The 19,675-nt window shown below is 52.0% G+C and carries 16 protein-coding genes; 10 read left to right on the top strand and 6 right to left on the bottom strand.

Annotated features, from left to right (window positions below):
- The first annotated feature begins 91 nt into the window (after positions 1 to 91).
- A complete protein-coding gene (locus tag QKW35_RS11340) occupies positions 92 to 796 on the top strand; it encodes a DNA topoisomerase I (protein WP_282353203.1) in 705 nt (234 codons plus the stop codon).
- Positions 797 to 809: 13 nt separating this feature from the next.
- Here the strand turns inward: QKW35_RS11340 and QKW35_RS11335 are convergent, their stop codons facing one another.
- Entirely contained in the window at positions 810 to 1,037 is a 228-nt protein-coding gene (locus tag QKW35_RS11335; protein WP_282353201.1) for a DUF1653 domain-containing protein, read from the bottom strand.
- Between the two features lie 49 nt (positions 1,038 to 1,086).
- A complete protein-coding gene (locus tag QKW35_RS11330) occupies positions 1,087 to 1,593 on the bottom strand; it encodes a hypothetical protein (RefSeq protein WP_282353199.1) in 507 nt (168 codons plus the stop codon).
- A gap of 96 nt (positions 1,594 to 1,689) precedes the next feature.
- On the opposite strand from QKW35_RS11330, the gene QKW35_RS11325 reads away from it, so the two are divergent.
- A complete protein-coding gene (locus QKW35_RS11325; RefSeq protein WP_282353197.1) occupies positions 1,690 to 2,130 on the top strand; it encodes a universal stress protein in 441 nt (146 codons plus the stop codon).
- A 54-nt stretch (positions 2,131 to 2,184) separates the two neighbouring features.
- Here QKW35_RS11325 and QKW35_RS11320 read toward each other — a convergent pair whose 3' ends face one another.
- Positions 2,185 to 4,083 (bottom strand): ATP-binding cassette domain-containing protein, encoded by a 1,899-nt coding sequence (locus tag QKW35_RS11320; RefSeq protein WP_282353195.1) that lies wholly within the window; start codon positions 4,081 to 4,083, stop codon positions 2,185 to 2,187.
- A gap of 274 nt (positions 4,084 to 4,357) precedes the next feature.
- Here QKW35_RS11320 and QKW35_RS11315 point away from each other — a divergent pair, with 274 nt between their 5' ends.
- Positions 4,358 to 6,310 (top strand): transglycosylase SLT domain-containing protein, encoded by a 1,953-nt coding sequence (locus QKW35_RS11315; protein WP_282353193.1) that lies wholly within the window; start codon positions 4,358 to 4,360, stop codon positions 6,308 to 6,310.
- Positions 6,311 to 6,401: 91 nt separating this feature from the next.
- Entirely contained in the window at positions 6,402 to 7,193 is a 792-nt protein-coding gene (locus QKW35_RS11310; protein ID WP_282353191.1) for a TatD family hydrolase, read from the top strand.
- Between the two features lie 21 nt (positions 7,194 to 7,214).
- Here the strand turns inward: QKW35_RS11310 and QKW35_RS11305 are convergent, their stop codons facing one another.
- Positions 7,215 to 7,472 (bottom strand): glutaredoxin family protein, encoded by a 258-nt coding sequence (locus tag QKW35_RS11305; RefSeq protein WP_282353189.1) that lies wholly within the window; start codon positions 7,470 to 7,472, stop codon positions 7,215 to 7,217.
- A gap of 339 nt (positions 7,473 to 7,811) precedes the next feature.
- On the opposite strand from QKW35_RS11305, the gene QKW35_RS11300 reads away from it, so the two are divergent.
- The 3 genes from QKW35_RS11300 to QKW35_RS11290 all read left to right on the top strand — a co-directional run bounded on the left by QKW35_RS11300 (position 7,812) and on the right by QKW35_RS11290 (position 11,748).
- Complete coding sequence (locus tag QKW35_RS11300; protein ID WP_282353187.1) at positions 7,812 to 8,336, top strand: PAS domain-containing protein; 525 nt, start codon at positions 7,812 to 7,814, stop codon at positions 8,334 to 8,336.
- An 11-nt stretch (positions 8,337 to 8,347) separates the two neighbouring features.
- On the top strand, positions 8,348 to 9,859 hold the full coding sequence (locus QKW35_RS11295) for a methyl-accepting chemotaxis protein (RefSeq protein ID WP_282353185.1): 1,512 nt from the start codon (positions 8,348 to 8,350) through the stop codon (positions 9,857 to 9,859).
- 146 nt (positions 9,860 to 10,005) lie between these two features.
- A complete protein-coding gene (locus QKW35_RS11290; RefSeq protein WP_282353181.1) occupies positions 10,006 to 11,748 on the top strand; it encodes a PHA/PHB synthase family protein in 1,743 nt (580 codons plus the stop codon).
- Between the two features lie 74 nt (positions 11,749 to 11,822).
- Here the strand turns inward: QKW35_RS11290 and QKW35_RS11285 are convergent, their stop codons facing one another.
- On the bottom strand, positions 11,823 to 14,129 hold the full coding sequence (locus QKW35_RS11285; protein WP_282353179.1) for a DUF6351 family protein: 2,307 nt from the start codon (positions 14,127 to 14,129) through the stop codon (positions 11,823 to 11,825).
- A gap of 161 nt (positions 14,130 to 14,290) precedes the next feature.
- Between QKW35_RS11285 and QKW35_RS11280 the strand changes: the two genes are divergently transcribed.
- The 3 genes from QKW35_RS11280 (at position 14,291) to QKW35_RS11270 (ending at position 17,219) form a co-directional block, all read left to right on the top strand.
- Positions 14,291 to 15,022: a hypothetical protein gene (locus QKW35_RS11280; protein ID WP_282353177.1), complete on the top strand. Its 732-nt coding sequence runs from the start codon at positions 14,291 to 14,293 to the stop codon at positions 15,020 to 15,022.
- Between the two features lie 78 nt (positions 15,023 to 15,100).
- A complete protein-coding gene (locus QKW35_RS11275; RefSeq protein ID WP_282353175.1) occupies positions 15,101 to 15,859 on the top strand; it encodes an ATP-binding protein in 759 nt (252 codons plus the stop codon).
- On the top strand, positions 15,819 to 17,219 hold the full coding sequence (locus QKW35_RS11270; protein WP_282353173.1) for an MATE family efflux transporter: 1,401 nt from the start codon (positions 15,819 to 15,821) through the stop codon (positions 17,217 to 17,219). The genes QKW35_RS11275 and QKW35_RS11270 overlap by 41 nt, the downstream gene beginning before the upstream one ends.
- 16 nt (positions 17,220 to 17,235) lie before the next feature.
- Here QKW35_RS11270 and QKW35_RS11265 read toward each other — a convergent pair whose 3' ends face one another.
- Complete coding sequence (locus QKW35_RS11265) at positions 17,236 to 19,536, bottom strand: putative bifunctional diguanylate cyclase/phosphodiesterase (RefSeq protein WP_282353171.1); 2,301 nt, start codon at positions 19,534 to 19,536, stop codon at positions 17,236 to 17,238.
- Positions 19,537 to 19,675 lie beyond the last annotated feature (139 nt).

The raw sequence follows: 19,675 nt of genomic DNA, 5'->3' as shown, positions 1-19,675 counted from the left end.
TAGACTAATACACTTTACCGGACACGTTATTAAAGGGACAATTCGGCTGCTTTTTTATCTTAAATTAATGGGTGTTTAGTAAGAAAATCTTATGCTGCAAGACAACCTGCTGTACGTCATTTTAATCTGTGTCGTTGGGATAATTGCCATCACAGTCAACTATCTGGTCTCCACACGTGAGCAGCAAGCCGAAGCCAAGGAGAACCGCCTAAAATGGCTGAAACAGCAGTGTGAGACGGTGTTTGCAGCGCTGCGCGTCCTGCGCGAAGTGGACTGCAACCCTGAGATCATCGACAAGCTGAATGTGCACGCGATGGCGCTTTACGATGAGCTCGCTATGCTGGCCCCAGACTCAGATTTGCTGGCGAGTATGACCCAGCTAAAAGAGACCGCAGACCAAGCACTGCCAGCCGAACATGTGCTGGATAGTGACCGCGCATTAAAACGCGTGCAGATCTATATCAACTTTGTTGAAAAACTGATCCTGCAGATGGCCTACGCGGGCAAAGTCAGCCCAGCCCTGGCGAAAAGTTACCGTCGCGATCTTCACCTACTAAAAATTACTGTAGTTGCTGACGCCCACATCAACCAAGGTAGCAACCTGTTGGCCCAAGGTGACAAAAATACTGCGCTTTCACACTTCAAGCACGCAAAAGCGATTTTGCTTAAAGGCACCATCTCGCATCATGACCGCGTTGACCGCCTGGAACGTGTTAACCATGAGATCGAAAAAATTCAGCCGCGCCGCGACCATGGTCGTGGAACACTTGCCGATAGTATCGACAAGCTGATGTAACAAGGTCTGCGATTCAGGATGTAATCATCTTGAATCGCGGAACAGACTCCCCACCGTCAACAGAAACGGTTTCACAAAACATCTTGAGAGGCCGCACCCAAACACCCTCATCACCATAACACTGCTTGTAAACCACCAGCCATTCTTCCGTTTCAGAATGCCGCGCACAGTGTAGCACTTCGTACTCAGCCCCTTTGTAATGCTTATACCGGCCCGGTTGCGGCAAATCGGTCGAGATCATACTGTTTCCTTCTATGACGTGTACGTAAAAGGCCGTTAACTAATGGTGATCAAACTTTCGCCTCAACAATACGGTCCAGTTGCTTTTTGATCAGTTCCAAATCGTCAAACGTCCCCTCTTCATCCCAGTGCGCAGTGACGTGTATCGGGGTAGATTCAATAGAAGACACACCCGCTGGCAGCGCATCGATCACCTCTTTCAACAATTGCAGGCTCATCTCGGACAGTACGCCTTCACCGAATCCCCAGCTCCACCCGTCTGGCAGACCTTCATTGGCAATCGAGTCAACACGAAAGGCATGCCAGGGCTGTAACTGTGAAGCCGTTTTTTTATCCATATTGTGACGATAGAGGCGATAGGCCATCACAGAATATTTTTCTGCCTCGACCTCTCCTGCCGCCCTTGGCGCTGTCAATCGCACCATCTGCACCTGGAACCCCATAGGCTTGGCTTTTGCGCGCAACTGGGCTTGGAATCGCTGTCTTGGCGTAGGCATTACCCACATAATCGAACCAACCAAAGACAACACAACCACGATGATGATTGCCCATTTCATATAAACTCTCCGATGTTGATGGTGATCAAAGCCTCGCCACGCCGGCGGCGGCTCCCTATGCTACTCTCTAAGTGAGTCAAACAGAAGGAATGCGATATGAGCCTGTACGGAAAAATTCTCCTAGCCCTAGACCTCTCCGCCGAATGCGATCAATTAATCAATAAAGCCCGGGAGATCGCTTCCGCAAACTCAGCTGAGCTGTACCTGCTCCATGTGATTGAACCCCTCAGTTTTGCCTATGGTGGCGACGTACCGATGGACCTGACCACCATTCAGGAGCAGCTGGATGAACATGCACACAGCCGCCTGAATAAATACGCTGAAAAGATAGGCTACCCAGTCAAAGAACAGATGGTAATTACTGGTCATACCGAAACCGAAATCCACCGACTGGCTAAGGAAAAAGCAATTGATCTCATCGTTGTCGGCAGCCATGGCCGTCATGGTTTAGCGCTTTTGCTGGGTTCCACTGCCAACAGCGTACTTCACGGTGCGACCTGCGATGTACTGGCTGTGCGCGTGCACGAAGAAAAGTAAAGCAACAATCTGACAGATACAAAAGAGGCAGTCTTTCGACTGCCCCTTTTGTACTTAGCCGTCGGCGTCCTGCATCGCCTCAAGCTCCACCCAGCGCTCCATGAGAGATTCCACTTTCTCTTCCTGGGCCTGCAGCTCCGCAAGCTTGTCGGATACCAGCTGGTGATCCTTCTGGTAAAAATCAGGCGCTGCCGTTTCTTCCTGCAGTGCGGCCAGGGCGGTTTCCGCCGCTTCCAGCAGTTCCGGCAGACTATCTAGCTCACGCTGCAGCTTGTAGCTCAGCTTTTTCTTGGTTTTGGGTGCCGCCTCTACCGCTTTAGGCTTCTCTACAGCTTTCGGCTGGGATTTAGGTTTAACCTCTGCAACCGGTTCCGGGCGCTGACGCAACCAATCGTTGTATCCACCCACGTATTCACGTACCCGACCGTTGCCCTCAAACGCAAGGGTACTGGTCACTACGTTGTCGAGGAATGAGCGGTCGTGGCTCACCAACAATACGGTACCGTCGAAATCCAGCAGAATCTCTTCCAGCAGTTCCAGGGTTTCAATATCCAGGTCGTTGGTTGGTTCGTCGAGCACCAGGATATTGGCTGGTTGGCTAAACAGTTTCGCCAACATGACACGGTTACACTCCCCTCCTGACAATGCCTTCACCGGTGTACGGGAACGCTCTGGCGAGAACAGGAAATCACTTAGGTAGCTAATTACATGGCGTTTACGGCCATTCAGCTCGATGCTTTCACGCCCCTGGGCAATGTTATCGATAATGCTCTTCTCCATATCCAACTGGCTGCGCAGCTGATCGAAGTAAGCAACTTTCAGGTTTGTACCTACGCGGACCTCTCCACGTTCCGGGGTGAGCTTACCCAGAATGATATTCAGCAGCGTACTCTTACCGGCACCGTTCGGCCCGATCAGGCCAACGCGGTCGCCACGCTGTAGCAGGAAATCCAGATTGGAAATGAGACTGCGACCATCGTAAGAATGAGACACCATAGTCAGCTCGGCTACGAGCTTACCGCTCTTCTGCGCCTCTTCCATATTGAATTTGGCTTTACCCTGACGATTGCGGCGATCTGCGCGGTCGTTACGCATCGCCTTCAGCGCACGTACACGGCCTTCGTTACGGGTACGGCGTGCCTTGATACCCTGGCGAATCCAGGCTTCTTCCTGGGCCAGACGCTTGTCGAACAGCGCATTGTTACGCTCTTCCTCTTCCAACAGTTTCTCTTTCTGCTCAAGATAGGTGGTGTAAGACCCCGGGAAGGAGGTCAGAATGCCACGGTCCAGCTCTACAATGCGGGTGGCCAGTTTTTCGACCAGTGCACGGTCATGCGAAATAAACAGCAAGCCACCGTTAAAGCTCAGCAACTGCTGCTCCAGCCACTCGATGGTTTCGATATCCAGATGGTTGGTTGGCTCGTCCAGCAACAGCAACTGCGGCTCCTGTACCAACGCAGCCCCCAACGCTGCACGACGGCGCCAGCCCCCTGACAATTGGGACATCAGCTTGTCGCCCGGCAGGTTCAGGCGATCCAAAATTTTCTGTACGCGCTGTTCCAGATGCCAACCGTCAAGCGCTTCAATTTTATGCTGCAGCTGCTCCAGTTCAGAAAGGTCTACGCCATCGGCCTTGGCAGCCAACTCATCGTAGGCTTCACGCAGCGCTACGATGTCCGCTAAACCTTCACTCACCACTTCACGTACGCTGCGCTCATCTGCGGCGGGCATCGCCTGCGGCAGTTCCGCAATACGACAGGCCGGATCACACCAGAATTCGCCGCTGTCCGTTGCCTGCTTGCTACCTATCACTTTCAGCAGGGTAGACTTGCCGGCACCGTTCAGTCCGACCAGCGCCACGCGCTCACCCGGATCGATCTGGAAGTCCAAATGATCCATCAATGGCTTAGCGCCAAATGCTACAGAAACTTTGTCTAGACGAATTAGGGGCATAGTACTCTCGGGTGCAACCACAATTTGGGAGCGCATATTCTACTTGAAAAACACTCATCAAGGGCAAAAACCATTTAATTCCCGCGCTCTCCTGCCGTATAAATACGTATAACCTCGGCCCATCGCTTTTTGAACTTACCTGGCTGAGGGGATACTAAGATCCTTATCAAGCCTCAACGAGTTCCGGGATAGGCCGCAATGTTGCCGGATATGGTTATACTCATGAGTAATGCGGAACACGATGCAGCAATGATGCAGCAAAAGGATGCCCTCTATGCGACGCTTTGCGCTTTGCCTAGCCCTGGCCATTACCGCTCCATTCAGCCAGGCGACGACTCTTGACCAACAGCGTGTGCAGTTCAAAACCAGTTACGAACTTGTCAAACGCGGCGAACTCACCGCTTTGCAGAAAGCGCCCGACGCCCTACAGGAGTACGCACTCTACCCGTATCTGGAATTTGAACTCACCAAGAAAAACCTTAGCAACACCAATCAAGCACAGGTTAACAGCTTCATTAACCGCTATGCCGACACCCCCCTTCCGTGGCAGCTCAATCGCGCATGGCTATCGTATCTCTTTAAAAACAAGCGTTGGGAAGATTACCGAACCGCATACAAGCACCATCCGGTACAAAACGACCTATATAGCTGCCGCTTACAAGTGGCCCGCCTCAACAGTGGCGCTGAAAAACAGGCACTAACAGCAGCCGAGTCTTTGTGGCTGGTGCCACACTCTCAGCATGATGCCTGTGATCCACTCTTTGCAGCCTGGAAAAAGATCGGGAAACCAACATCGTCGTTGGCTCTAAAACGTTTTTGGCTGGCAACCGAAAAAGGCAATATCCGCCTGGCTCGCTTCATTGAGCGCTCGATTACCAATAAAGCACACAAGGCTCAGACTGCTGTTTTCTGGAAAATCAGCAAGGATCCTTCACAAATAGAAAAACTCAGCAAAAAGCTGATCACCGGAAATGCCCGGGCAATCGCACTCACTTATGCCTACAAGCGATGGTCGCTCAAAGACCGTGTTGCGGCGACCACCTCATGGCTCAAACAACGTGAGAAGCTGAGTAAAGCTGAACAAAGCTACCGCAGGGGCTTGGACCGCACCCTTGGCTTGCGCCTCGCCACCAACTATGACGCAAAGGCTACCGCGCTGATTGCAAAGCTCGATCCTGATTATCAGATCAAAGATCTCACGGAGTGGCGTATACGGGTTGCGTTGAGTAACCAGGATTGGAAGGACGTATCTCATACGATCAGCAAGCTCCCCCCAGAAGAGCAGAAAAACGATCGATGGATGTACTGGAAAGCGATCGCTGAAAGCCAGCTTGATAAGAGCGTGCCCGCGAACAAAAAACTAGCCGCAGTTTCTCAGGAACGCAGTTTCTATGGTTTTCTGGCCGCAGAGCTGAATAACCAGCCATTCGCACTGAATAAGCAATCAATACCACTTCAGAAACCGGTAATGGGAAAATTGGAGTCGATTCCAGGCCTGATTCGCGCACGCGAACTGCATCAAATGAACATGATTACGGACGCAAACCGTGAATGGAGGCGTGTTGAAAAAAGTCTTAGCAAAGACCAGAAACTGATGGCTGGTTACCTCGCACTCAGCTGGGGCTGGCACAACCGAGCAATCAATGCGGCCATATCAACCCACCAATGGGACGAGTTAAGCATCCGCTTCCCGTCACCGCATAAGCAGCTGTTCGAGAAAAACGCGCGCCTACGCAAAATTGATCTGACCTGGCCACTGGCAATTGCCCGCCAGGAGAGCGCATTTCTCAAAAACGCCAAGTCCCATGCCGGCGCCCGCGGCCTGATGCAACTGATGCCAACTACCGCTAAACGTACCGCCAGGAAGCACAAGATTCCGTACAAACGCCTGAGCCAGCTCACTCAGCCACAAACCAACATCGCTTTGGGCACCGCCTACCTCGGCGAGATGTACAACCTGTTCGACAATAACAAGGCATACGCAACCGCAGCCTACAATGCAGGCCCACACCGCGTTAAGAAATGGCTGGATGACCGTGGCCATTTACCACTGGATATCTGGATTGAGACAATTCCGTTTAAGGAAACCCGTCGCTACGTGCAAAACGTGCTGGCGTTCCGCGTTATCTATGACCGGATGTCTGGTCACAGTGGCAATCTGTTAAGCGATCAAGAGGAAAAACTGCTCGCGCTTAACGCCAAAACTGGCGATTCCAACGCCCTCTAAGCAGGCAAACCCTGCAATTCTATACGGATAGCCAGCCCAAGCTGGCTTCCGTATAATCCAGCCGGTTTTTATTTCCTGCGGAACGGTGGTTATGTCTCAACAGTGGATCGATATCGGTGTTAATCTGACCGATTCAGCGTTTAACAAAGACCTGGAAGAGGTACTGGAGCGCGCCATCGAAAACGGCGTAACACAGATGGTCGTGACCGGCACGACAGCGGATGAGAGCGAACAAGCGGTAGCACTGTGCTCGAAATATCCTGAAGTATTGCGTTGCACCGCCGGTGTACACCCGCACTATGCCAGCGAATTCACCCTGGAGACAGAGAAAGTCCTGCGTGACCTCTACAAAGACCCCTCAGTGGTAGCCGTTGGTGAAACCGGCCTGGATTTCAACCGCAACTTCTCGACACCGGAACAGCAGATCAAAGCGTTTGAGATTCAACTGGAACTGGCAGCAGAATGTGGCTTACCACTCTTTCTGCATGAGCGTGATGCATTCAAAACGCAGGTCGAGATGCTTAAGAGCTACAGGGATCAGATCTCAAATGCGGTCGCCCACTGCTTTACCGGCGAAAAGGAAGCACTGTACGGTTATCTGGACCTCGACCTGCACATTGGCATAACGGGCTGGGTCTGCGATGAGCGCCGCGGCAGCCACCTCCACCCGTTGCTGAAGGACATCCCCGCAGATCGCCTGATGCTGGAAACGGATGCTCCCTATTTGCTCCCACGCGACCTCAAACCAAAACCTAAGTCCCGCCGGAACGAACCGCTGCATCTGCCGCATATCGCCCAGAAAGTTGCATCACTGGTTAACAAACCGGTTGAGCAACTGAGCAAAGAGACCCTGCAAAATACACGACGCTTTTTTGGTATTTAAGCCAGCCCAAGGCACAGCCCCCTACCCGGCATCAGCGGGCAGGGATGCCAGAAACGCCCGTAGCTGATTCTCATCAAATGGCCACCCCAGCTCTTTACCGGACGCTTCATCCACCAGTACAGGGATACGAACACCATACTGATCTACCAAGCGATCATCTTCTGCAATATCAACAACATCCACCACAAAACGGCTTGGGTCCATATGTTGAACCAGAATCTCGGCTGCCACGTCACACAGGTGACAACCCAGAGTGCTCATCAACAACATCTCTCTCATCAATAAATTCCGTCCCAACGCCGAGAAAACATAATAAGCGATGATCCTAAGGACTTTAGGCTAGATTAACCAGCCCTGATCCTCAGGGAATGACTTAAACAACGATCAAGTTTCACCATCACTCGTCGCCAACAAAACACCAACGACGCCCTAAACCGTGTCGAATACCGTGCCACTTTGGCATAGAACACGCCATTCCCTCCAATGGCAAAACCTGACTAAGCCCGACACGTACGAGCCTACAGGATACAAAACCCCCACGATAACGCTTACAATTCGTGAAAGGTTGGCTCCGAAGCCAGAAAAGTAGCCGTGCAAACGGTTGAGCGGAAGGAAAACATGAAACCGAGTATTACGCCGATAGAACGGGAGATTCGTCTGGGCGAGGACGAGTTCATCGTCAGCAAAACAGACACTAAAGGCATCATCACCTACTGTAACCGCGTTTTTATGCATATAGCAGGTTACAGCGAAGCAGAACTGCTTGGCACCCAGCACAACATCGTACGTCACCCCGATATGCCCCGAGGCGTTTTCCGCTTTCTCTGGCAAACCCTGCAGGATGGAGAGGAGTTTTTCGGTTACGTAAAAAACATGTGTAAAAGCGGCGCCTACTACTGGGTCTTCGCCAACGTCACTCCAGACTACGATTCAAATGGCAAAATCGTAGGTTATTACTCGGTACGCCGCAAACCCAGTGATGCAGCCATCGCGGCTATCGCTCCCATTTATCAGGAGATGCTAGCCCTGGAAAAGCAGGTCGGACCCAAAGACGCCCCCGATGCGTCAATTCGCCTGCTGCAAGAGAAACTGGAATCCTTGGGCACCTCGTACAACGACCTGGTCATGAGTCTGGACAAATAAGCACTGCATCTATGAACAAACATAAGAATTATCAGAACGGCACCAGTCAGGGTATTCCGATGCTGCGTACCCGCAACCGCATTATCGCCGTCACGATCCCGTTGCTGACGCTATGCACCTTACTGGCTGTTACATTCACCTCTGGCTTTCAATGGTGGCAGATTGTACCCATGGGATTTGCCATCGGCCTGGGCACCTATGCATACATCAGCCAAAACCACGCAGTGGATGGCCTGGAACGTATCTTTTCCACACTGAAAGATGCCAACAAAGGAAACCTCAGCGGACGCATCACCCGTATGGCTGGCCTTGGCGAAGTCGGCATGGTGGCTTGGGAGCTTAACGATCTGCTAGATCGGGTGGAATCCTACCTGCGCGAAGTGGATTCCTGCTTCAAGCACGTTTCAGAGGGCAACTACGACCGTCTGGCGCTGTACAAAGGTCTACCCGGACAGCTACGTCAGTCCCTCATCCGAATTAATGAATCACTTGCTAGAATGCAGGCAGGCCAGGAGTTCCTTGCAGCCAACGCCTTGCACTCTGAACTCCACAACCTGAACACCCAGCACCTGATCAAAAACCTGAAACTGACCCAGGATGACCTGGTTAAAATCTCTGACGAGATGGCACAGGTCGAAGACATCGCGTACAGAAACGGTGAAGTGGCGGTGGGCAGCCAAGGCGCAGTTGATGGTATGGCAACCTCCCTAAAAGGGATCATGCACAACATCCAGTCGGTCAGCGAGGTGAGCCACCAACTGGAAGAGGACAGCCAGCGCGTAACCCAGTCTCTCTCTATCATCACCGATATCGCCGACCAAACCAGTCTGCTGGCACTCAACGCGGCGATAGAAGCCGCACGCGCCGGTGAACAGGGCCGCGGTTTTGCCGTAGTAGCTGATGAAGTGAAAGCGCTTTCCAACCGTACCAAGGAAGCCGCGATCGACGTTACACATACGATCGAAAGCTTCAGCCAGCGTGTGCAGGAAATGGTTGAACAATCCGAATCGTCCACCCAGGCAGCCACTCAGGTAACGGGGCAGATTGAGGATTTCCGCCAGCAGTTCAATGAGATCGCCACTTCTGCTGAAGATACAAAACGTTACGTCTCTTACGCCAAGGATCGGACTTTCGGCTCACTGGCCAAAGCCGATCATGTGATCTTCAAGCAGAACGGCTATCTGGCGCTTGATACCCGTGAAAATCGCGACCAGGAAATCACCGCGATTTCCACGCCACATACCGAATGTCGTCTTGGCCAATGGTATTACGAGGGCCTTGGACAAGAGCAGTTTCGACATACGTCTAGTTACAATGCACTTGAACTTCCTCATGCGGCAGTGCACCATGCAGTACAGCAGGCTGTATCTTTACGCGACGAAAATTGGCAGAAACACACCGAAATTCGCGAAAAGATCGTTGATGCCATGCGCAATGCAGAAGAAGAAAGTTACAAAATACTGCAATATATCGATGACATGATTGAGGAACGTCATTCGATAGATGGATCTGGCCAGCGCTGATTCAGCACTGAATGGCGTCACCCATGTAGTAACGGGTTAATTTCTTTCCAGCTCTGTCTCGGGAATGACGTGGACTAAGTCCATCAGTTCTATCTGTTGTGTACCGCGCTACAGAGAGGCGGATAGGCACTAAAAAAGGCGTATTTATGGAAAACAAAAGCAGCATGCTCTCCAACCCGCAAGAGTTTATCGACTACGTTAACAAGGAGACGCAGAAGGTTCTGGAAATGTTCTCCGCTACCGGCGGCGACGACATCATGAGTTCCTTCACCAAGTCCTGGACGGACCTGGCAACCCGCTCCTGGGAAGACCCTTCCGTTTGGGTACGCGCAATCACCGAGTACCAGACCAGCCAGATGAACCTGTGGAAGAATCTGCTTTCTGGCAGCGCTGCTCAGAATCCAGTCGCAGAACCTGCCCGTGGCGACCGCCGCTTCCAGGCTGATGAGTGGTCTCAGAATCCTGTTTTTGACTACATCAAACAGTCCTACCTGCTGACTTCCAATCTGCTGAATGAAATGGCTTCCAACGCCAATCTGGATAACAGCCAGCAGAAACAGCTGGAGTTCTACACGCAGCAGTACATCGACGCGATGTCCCCTACCAACTTCGCGTTGACCAACCCGGAAGTCCTGCAGCAGGCAATGGAAACCAAAGGTGAGAGCCTGGTTAACGGCCTGAAAAACCTGCTGGGCGATCTGGACAAAGGCCGCATCTCAATGACCGATGAGAGCGCGTTCACCCTAGGTGAAAACCTGGCGACGACAGAAGGCTCAGTGGTCTTTGAAAACGACATGTTCCAGCTGCTGCACTACAAGCCAAGCGGCGAACAGGTTTTCGAGCGCCCAACACTGATAGTTCCGCCTTGCATCAACAAGTTCTATATTCTGGACCTGCAGCCACACAACTCTTTCGTGAAGTACTGTGTTGATCAGGGCCAGAACACGTTCCTGGTGTCCTGGCTGAACCCAACACCGGAACAAAGTGATATCAGCTGGGATGACTACGTAGGTGACGGTGTCCTGAAAGCGATTGAAGTCGTAAACAGCGTCGCAGGTACGGACAAGCTGAACGCCGTTGCTTGGTGTATCGGCGGTACACTTCTGGCGTCCTCGCTGGCAGTAATGGCTGCACGCAAGGACACCTCCGTAGCATCCGCAACCTTCCTGACCACCCTGACTGACTTCCAGGATCCGGGTGATCTGTGCGTCTTCATCGACAAACAGCAGGTTAAGCGTCTGGAAGACAAGGTGAACAGCAACGGCGTCCTGAACGGCCGCGAGCTGGCAACCTCTTTCAACATGCTACGCTCCAACGACCTGATCTGGTCTTACGTAGTCAACAACTACCTCAAAGGCCAGACACCTCCGCCGTTCGACATCCTCTACTGGAACAGCGACTCCACCAACCTGCCAGCCAATATGTACACGTTCTACATCAATAAGATGTACCTGGAAAACAAACTGGCAGAGAAAGATGGCCTGACCATCTGTGGTGAGAAAGTAGATCTGGGTAAAGTGAAGATCCCTGTGTACTTCCTATCCACAATCGAAGACCACATCGCACCTTGGAAAGGCACTTTCGTGGGCACCGAACTGTTCAAAGGCAACATTGAATTCGTACTGGGTGCAAGCGGTCACGTGGCAGGCGTTATCAACCCTGCGTCTAAAAACCGACGCAACTACTGGACCAAGGGCGAACTGGGCCAGGGGGCAGAGCACTGGTTGGAAACAGCCGAGAAGCAGGATGGGTCCTGGTGGCCTCACTGGTCTGAGTGGCTGAAGCGTCGCGCAGGCAAGAAGGTAGAAGCACCAGTAACGCTGGGCAATGCTGAATACAAAGAGATCGAACCGGCTCCTGGTCGTTATGTAAAAGCACGTGAGTGCTAATCATATCTCTTGAATGCATACAAAAAACCGGAGCTTAGCCTCCGGTTTTTTATTCTTTAGCAACCCTTAATTTTCTAACCCCGTTTGTGCTCCTCGCGCCCCAATGGCCGGGTGACGCTTTTATCACGCATCAAACCGGCAGGACGACCTATGTCCCCATGCTCGTAATTGCACACCCCTTGAGGAAAGATTCGCTTTAGGTCCTGCCTGTATGGCCGCATATCGACCCTACCGTAGACACCCCGATCCAGCGCGTTCTCAATCGTCTGCAGATGGCACTTAAAGACAGAACCCGTAACCGGCGCACCGGCAACCATTCTGGATTCTCGATAAAACGGGTAGTGCTGAGTGCATACTCCAGCCGGCTTACCATTCCAGTCCCCGTCCCATACAGATACACCGTCCGCAATCACTGCCCCTTTGCTATCAAAGCAACGATCCTGCGCATCCGCAGGACGATTCTCGGCAACACTCCTATCCGGGTATTTTCCAATGTTCATCAGCCAGCGATCGATAAGGTCAAAAGCCTCTACCACCGGCTCGTGTGGACGGCGCGTCATCCAGATCAATTGATTAGACGCGTCTCCCTGCCCTTCGAGCAGGCGCAGCCGGGTCGATAGGGAGGCGAAACTGTGATGCATATCCAATTCATCGTCCAAGTAGTGTCGAAGATCGATGATCGGAATATCGGCATAGCCCACAAACACCTGACCAGAGCGGTAAGCCGCTTGAATCGCAGGAAGATAAGCCTCACTGCGCGGCGCAGGGGTTTGCCCTTTATCTGGGCTCAGCCGCATATTGTGCTGCCCCCACGGGGAGAAATTGATCAACCCTGCCATTCCGCCAATACCGCCCAGCTTCCAATAACGCTCCGGTGCCATCTGCTGCGGTGGCTTCCAGCTACCAATGTTTGCATTCAGGTGCAGGAACTCTTTGGCATTAATATCGCCAACCTTTAAAGCCTCCAACCCATATTGGACGCCCACGTTGTCCCAGGTTTGATGTGCAAAACCGTACTGATCAGTACCTAATACGTATTTCATATCATCCCAGTAGGTCCAATGCTGTTTTTCCAGTACGCCTCGACTGTATCGTCCGGCGTGATAAAGATAACGGGGATTGTTCACCAGCGAGGTCAGCCCCCGCCATGCTTTAACACACTCATTACTACCGGAAGCCAGATGTGGTGACTTTTGACGAATGAGCAATGCCAGGTCATACAGCACGTCACGCATCGTAAATTCGGTCTCTGCAGAATTCATACCCGCAATCCGTTGACGCATCGCCCAGTCACGCCAGGCGGGGTTATTGCTTGCCAGCACATCAAAGTAGTACTCAAGTAACTCGCAATCGAATACATAGTTGGTTTGGCTGATCATATCGGGATAGGAATAAAGAGGAATCGCCGCATCCAACAGTCCAGGCAGGTTCTGCGCAATAAGATACTGTTGAATCGCGCCGCCCGACCCACCTATTCCAACCGTATATTCCGGCTCACCATAACGCGCTATGAACTGTCGCTTCACCCGTGCAGCAGTTTCTTCTGCCAGCCAAATGTTATAGTGGTTTGACGTTTGATTCGCCGTTGAATAGGCGATGGCGTAGCCGCCTCTCAGCTGCGCCTTTCTTCGTTTGAGCAACCCCTCCACCGACAACCGCCCCTGTACTTTCCCAATCCCGACACCGCCCCGGAATTGATAGATTAAGCGCCGGTTCCACAATTCATGATCAGGCCGTTCAACAACACCCGCCATAAACTCCTCAGCAGGTGCGAGTGCCGCTATGGCGTATATGAAGCGGTTAATTGATCCGGTTTCCACGCGCACGATAAAGGGCACTTTCCTGCCGTTGACAGAGGCGTTGGCGATATCTGCACGCATTCCTGTGAACGGCTTAAACCCATCCGAGCCCTCAGGCAGATAGTAATAGGTGACTTGTGTAGGGATAAGGCAATCTTTGCTATAGCCAACCACCTGCGCGGTCTTGCGCCCGTTCACCTCTTTGTAAACAGGGATTCCGATCCTGTGCTGATTATCAACAACAGGTTGCCCCAGATGGGAATCTTCAGTTCGGCAATAGAAAGGATATTGGGGCGGGCCAGCATATAGATGATCGTGAGGCCCAATTTCTCCGACGGGTATTGGATACTCGTAGGGGTCCTCAACTCTGTCCAATAAACGAGGATGGGCACCGCTATAAGGCGCCAGATTTATCAACGGCTTATTGCTTGGCGGGATGCCTTCAACCGGATTACTCACAACGGGTCGATCCAACAACAAACTCAACAGTCCATAACCCGCGAGCATTGCTATAGCCACCAACGCCAGCAACAAAGCCATAGCCTTGCCCACCAAACGCCACAACCTGTCACGATGAAGCATAACCGCCTCACTTTATAAATCTGCACTAAGATCAATATAGCGACTGTTACAACAACTGTGCACCAATTGCTCAATTAGCGATAAAGGAACTACACTTTTTGTTAACACCTGTTTATCTATGACAACAGGTAAGCCCTTCTATTCACAAAAGGAGCAACCCGATGGACAGACGTAGCCAGAGGCGACACCATCTTCCGGAAGCGGGCGTCCGGATTTTGCGTCTTTTCGCCGTCACCCTGATGTTCGGACTGATTTCAGCTTGCTCTACTCAGCAGAATCACTCCACAGCCCAACACCAAGCGATTGATCTTGCACCAAACGCTCTGCCTAAATATGGAGTGGCCTTCGTTAGCCCTTCAACCGTTACCGGACGTGAAGAAGACAAGCAGGCACTGGCATTTATCGTCGCCCAGGTGCTCCTGAAGGAACGCCCGGATATCAGGCAGGTCTCTTTGCCTCAAGCACTGGGTGCAATCAACAATGCAGGCTTGGCACCCGACTACAAACAGATGGTCGTTGATTACCAAACAACGGGCATTTTTAGTCGCAACACACTCGTCAACATTGGCGATGCGGTGAACGCCCGGTATCTCATCCAGGTAAATCTCGCCAGCTTCAACCAAGGCAGCCAAGGGCGATTCAGCCTTCTGGGCTATCGCTTGTTCCAAACGAAACATGCCAATATACGTATGTTCATCCAGATCTGGGACGCATCAACCGGCCTGATTGCCTGGGAAGGCGTTGAAGAACTGATCCTTGCGGAAGAAACACATAGCGAAAAGGTGATTAACTTCACCACTGTGGTCGAAGCATCCGCACGCAACTTGATTGCATTGCTTCCATCACCTTCCGAGACCATTGATCAGCTGTCACAAAACACGCCTGCCCAATGATACCGAGACGCCCGAGACCGTTGCACTCGGGCGTCACTGTCTCTATGCTTCGTGGCTAACGAAACGGGAGCTACGGACGTGGGTACTATCGACTGGAATCACACACAGGCTGCAGTCTGGCGCGCAAAAAAGCAATATCTGCGCCCTATACGTCATCTCGATCCAATTCAACTGGACAGCTTGCTAGGCGTTGAGCGCCAGAAATCGTTGCTGGTCAGAAACACCGAACGCTTCTTACAGGGCAAACCCGCCAACAACGCCCTACTCTGGGGTTCTCGCGGTACCGGCAAATCGTCTCTGATCAAAGCACTGCTCAATACATTCTCCCAGGACGGTTTGCGTATGATCGAGATCGAAAAGGAAGATCTGCACAACCTACCTGACATCGTGGACGATATTCGCGACTTGCCACAACGCTTTATTATCTTCTGTGACGACCTGTCCTTCGAAGAGGGAGAATATGGCTACAAGGCACTGAAGAGCGTACTGGAAGGCTCGCTTGAACTCCCACCAGAGAACGTATTGATCTATGCGAGTTCCAACCGCCGCCACTTAGTGCCAGAGAAGATGTCCGATAATGAAGCGTCCAAAGTAGTGAATACCGAGGTGCATTACGGAGACGCTATCGAGGAGAAAATCTCGCTGTCCGATCGTTTCGGCCTCTGGCTCTCCTTCTATCCTATTTCACAGCCTGAGTACCTGACGATCATCGATTACTATTTCCGCAACTGGATCGGGGATACGACAACCTTGCATCAGGAAGCGATCCGATTTGCGCAGAGTAAAGGAATACGCAGTGGCCGCACAGCCAAACAGTTCTACAACCATTACATCTGATATGGCAGCAGACAGTAGCCGCTGGGCCGAAGTCCGGCAGTTGTTTATCATTGGCTGGCCAATCATTGTCGCCCAGATATCACAAACCGGTATGGGCTTTGTTGATACCCTGATGTCTGGTCATTATGGCGCACAAGACCTAGCAGCAATCGCGGTCGGCTCCAGCATTTGGCTGCCTATATTCCTTGCCTCGTCCGGCGTGCTGATGGCCACAACCCCGCTTGTTGCCCATCTTGTTGGGGCAAACCGTGTTAAAAAAACAAACTCGATTCTCGCGCAAGGCTGGCTTATCGCTCTGATACTCGGACTACTGTCTGTCGTTATCATGCATAACAGTGCACCACTGCTGCACTGGATGCAGGTAGCTCCGGATCTCGCCGCGAAAACGGACGGGTACCTGCGCGCAATCTCCTGGGGTTTTCCAGCAATCTTGCTGTATCAGGTAATACGCAGCTACTCAGAAGGGTTTGGTAAGACCCGGCCGATCATGAAGATCGCCATACTAGGCCTGATCGCCAATATTCCGCTTAACTACATCCTTATATACGGCAAGCTCGGACTGCCCGAATTGGGAGGTGTAGGTTGCGGCTGGGCCACAGCTATAGTGATGTGGCTGACGTTTGCAGCGGGCATGCTCTACCTTCTCCGTAGCCCCAACTTTTGCGAGGTGGATGTTTTCCACGGCAACCGTTTACCGAGGGCCCTGGCCCTGGGGCGCTTCCTGAAACTGGGCTTGCCGATTGGTATGGCTCTGTTAATTGAAGTGAGCATGTTTGCCATCATCGCCCTGCTCCTGGCAGACCTTGGCGAGATTATTGTCGGTGCACACCAGATCACTATCAGCTTCACCGGTTTGGTGTTTATGGTTCCGCTTAGCATCTCGATGGCACTGACCATCCGTATCGGCCATCAGCTGGGAGCGAAAAACCCTGAAGGCGCCCGCTTCAGCGCATCGACCGGCACTATCATCACAATCTGTTTTGCCGTAGTGAGCGCCACAACCATGGTACTGCTCGCACCGGATATCGCCTCGCTCTATACCGGGAACCCTGAGATTATCGCCATCGCGGCAAGCCTGATCAGTATCGCTGCACTGTTCCAATTCTCTGATGCCATACAGGTGGCCTGCGCGGGCGCACTGCGAGGCTACAAAGATACCAACGTACCGCTGCTGATCGTCTTCATTTCATTTTGGGTGGTAGGTCTGCCGCTGGGCTATACGTTAGCGCGTACCGACATGATCGTGCCTGCCATGGGTCCACAGGGATTCTGGGTGGCCTTAGTTATCGGCCTGACGATTTCCGGCGCTTTGCTAGCGAAACGCCTGACCTGGAAAAGCGGCAGCCTCTGCATACACTGAGAATCAACCCGCTTTCTCAACCCGCTTTCTCAACCCGCTCTTGCCAGTATTCAGCAAACTGTTCAGCAGGCATCGGACGAGCGAAGTAATAACCTTGTCCGTAGTCACATCCTACGCCTGCCAACAGATCACACTGCTCCTGGGTTTCGATGCCTTCGGCAACAACATAAAGTCCGAGCTTATGAGCCATCACGATGATCGCCTCGCATAGCGCCATATCATCAGAGTCGGCTGTCAGGTTCTGCACGAACGCCTTATCAATTTTCAGGTAATCGATATCGAAGCGTCGCAGATAGGCCAACGAAGAATAACCGGTCCCGAAGTCATCGAGAGCGATCTGTACTCCCCCTTGACGGAATACTGTAAGCTTCTCTGAAATCTCCGTAGAGCTCTCCATCAACAACCCCTCGGTAATCTCCACGGTCAGAGCGTCGCCCGGCAGCTCTTGTTTTTCCAGTGCGCGCAGCCACACCTCAGGCTTGCTGCTCTCATCCATAAACTGCAGCGGAGAGGTATTGATCGAAACCTGAAAGTCAGGATGGAAGTTTTGGCGCCACTCACGCACCTGCCGGATTGCCTGACTAAACACCCAATCACCGATCTCCAGGATATGCCCGGTTTCCTCAGCCACCGGTATAAATTCCAAGGGCGATACGAACCCTCGTTCAGGATGATGCCAACGGATTAACGCTTCCGCCTTACACACCAATCCATTGCGCAGATCAACTATCGGCTGATAGCAAAGGCTGAACTGATTATCTTCGCGGGCAGTACGGAGATCCTTGGCGAGATGGATACGCTCCAGAGCAGCCTGATGCATCGAAGGCGTAAAATACGCAAACCGGTTACGTCCAAGGCTCTTCGCGGCATACATTGCCTGATCCGCATTTTTCACCAGTTGATCAACGCTATCTGCATCCTCCGGAAAGAAGGTAATACCGATACTTCCAGTGATATACGCTTTATCACCTGACAGATCAAAAGGCTCGGCAAGTCTGGCAAGAATACTGTTGGCGATACGTTCGACACAGGTCATATCGTCGAGATCGCTGAGGATCACCGTAAATTCATCTCCGCCCTGCCGTGCTACGGTATCGGAATCACGTACGGCGCCCTGAATACGTTCTGCCGCCGCTACCAGCAACGTATCCCCCATATCGTGCCCCAGCGTGTCGTTCACCTCTTTAAAGCGATCAAGATCCAGAAACATCAGCACTATATTACGGCCACTACGTGCGGCCTTCTTCATCTCCTGCTCCATGCGGTCCCGCATCATATTGCGGTTGGGTAACTCCGTCAGCGCATCGTAGTTGGCCTGTTTCCATATCAACTCATCTGCAGCTCGCTTTTCGGTAATATCACGACTTATCCCCATCACACCGTGCAATGTGCCATCGAGACCATAAAACGGCGCCTTATAAACATCCAGAATCACCTTTCGCCCGTCGGGATAATATGCCTCGCACTCGTAAGCCTGAGCAAAACCGGAGTTCATCACTTCCAGGTCTTTTTCACGCACCAGTTCGGCAACCTCAGGTTTAAACAACGCCTTGTCGTTTTTGGCGAGAACCTCTGCCTCGGCCGATTCTGTAAACTGCTCAAACGCCTTGTTACAAGTGATATATTCTCTATCCGTGTTTTTTACAAATACCAGATCGGGGATCGCATCTATCAACCCACGCAACAGACCTCGCTCCCGATTGAGCATTGCCTGACTGTCGCGCAACTCCCGTTCAGCGGCCCGGCGATCTTTCTGGCGATGCAAAATTAATCCCATAACCATGGTGACAAACGGGAATAGCAGCACAATTGGCGGGATCACTTTGCTAAAGAGAATCTGATGCATTTCGACCGGCATCAACAACATGCACGCTGCCACGTCGAGCTGGACGATCAGCCCGAAAACATAGAGGTATCGCCAGTCAATCGGTACTTTCACGAACTTCGAAACATAACGCCAGATCAAGCCAATCGACGCCGTTGAGACAATGACAATCGACCCCACAACCGCGCCACCACCCCCCTGATAAACCCTAAAGGCGACCGCCATCATCACTGCAATGAGGGTTGTGCGCAGCCCAAAAAACAAACCACAGAGACTAAGCAGAATCCAACGCGTATCAAAAAAGATACCCTTTTCAAGCTCCCAGGGCGTCGCCATCACTGCAATGGCAATCCCTCCAACCAATACACCGGAAACAAGGTCACGCAGGCGCTTGTTTTTAAAGTTATACAGGCCCAGCGTGTCGTAGATAACACCGAGTCCCAGAAGAAGAATAACGTTGTTCAGAAGTGCAGAAAAACTGACTGAATCCATCGAACCTTGTCCCAATCCGATCAGGAAATCAGCTCCGGATCGGTAACGCGAAAACTATATTTGTGTGTAACACGAACCATCCGAAAAATGTAGTGTGCGTACAACTAATTACCGGAAATACCGGCTTTCAGATTACCTG

The sequence above is a fragment of the Pontibacterium granulatum genome (genome assembly GCF_029961155.1).
In the GTDB taxonomy this organism is placed as follows: domain Bacteria; phylum Pseudomonadota; class Gammaproteobacteria; order Pseudomonadales; family Balneatricaceae; genus Pontibacterium; species Pontibacterium granulatum.
Note: the sequence above shows the minus strand (reverse complement) of the source record. Positions and strands in the feature narration are given on the sequence as shown.

What these genes read in the sequence shown, in the direction of transcription:
- QKW35_RS11265 (WP_282353171.1), bottom strand. Translation starts at nt 19,536, where the DNA reads ATGGATTCAGTCAGTTTTTCTGCACTTCTGAACAACGTTATTCTTCTT.
- QKW35_RS11325 (WP_282353197.1), top strand. Translation starts at nt 1,690, where the DNA reads ATGAGCCTGTACGGAAAAATTCTCCTAGCCCTAGACCTCTCCGCCGAA.
- QKW35_RS11305 (WP_282353189.1), bottom strand. Translation starts at nt 7,472, where the DNA reads ATGAGAGAGATGTTGTTGATGAGCACTCTGGGTTGTCACCTGTGTGAC.
- QKW35_RS11315 (WP_282353193.1), top strand. Translation starts at nt 4,358, where the DNA reads ATGCGACGCTTTGCGCTTTGCCTAGCCCTGGCCATTACCGCTCCATTC.
- QKW35_RS11290 (WP_282353181.1), top strand. Translation starts at nt 10,006, where the DNA reads ATGGAAAACAAAAGCAGCATGCTCTCCAACCCGCAAGAGTTTATCGAC.
- QKW35_RS11340 (WP_282353203.1), top strand. Translation starts at nt 92, where the DNA reads ATGCTGCAAGACAACCTGCTGTACGTCATTTTAATCTGTGTCGTTGGG.
- QKW35_RS11295 (WP_282353185.1), top strand. Translation starts at nt 8,348, where the DNA reads ATGAACAAACATAAGAATTATCAGAACGGCACCAGTCAGGGTATTCCG.
- QKW35_RS11335 (WP_282353201.1), bottom strand. Translation starts at nt 1,037, where the DNA reads ATGATCTCGACCGATTTGCCGCAACCGGGCCGGTATAAGCATTACAAA.
- QKW35_RS11280 (WP_282353177.1), top strand. Translation starts at nt 14,291, where the DNA reads ATGGACAGACGTAGCCAGAGGCGACACCATCTTCCGGAAGCGGGCGTC.
- QKW35_RS11310 (WP_282353191.1), top strand. Translation starts at nt 6,402, where the DNA reads ATGTCTCAACAGTGGATCGATATCGGTGTTAATCTGACCGATTCAGCG.
- QKW35_RS11320 (WP_282353195.1), bottom strand. Translation starts at nt 4,083, where the DNA reads ATGCCCCTAATTCGTCTAGACAAAGTTTCTGTAGCATTTGGCGCTAAG.
- QKW35_RS11300 (WP_282353187.1), top strand. Translation starts at nt 7,812, where the DNA reads ATGAAACCGAGTATTACGCCGATAGAACGGGAGATTCGTCTGGGCGAG.
- QKW35_RS11330 (WP_282353199.1), bottom strand. Translation starts at nt 1,593, where the DNA reads ATGAAATGGGCAATCATCATCGTGGTTGTGTTGTCTTTGGTTGGTTCG.
- QKW35_RS11285 (WP_282353179.1), bottom strand. Translation starts at nt 14,129, where the DNA reads ATGCTTCATCGTGACAGGTTGTGGCGTTTGGTGGGCAAGGCTATGGCT.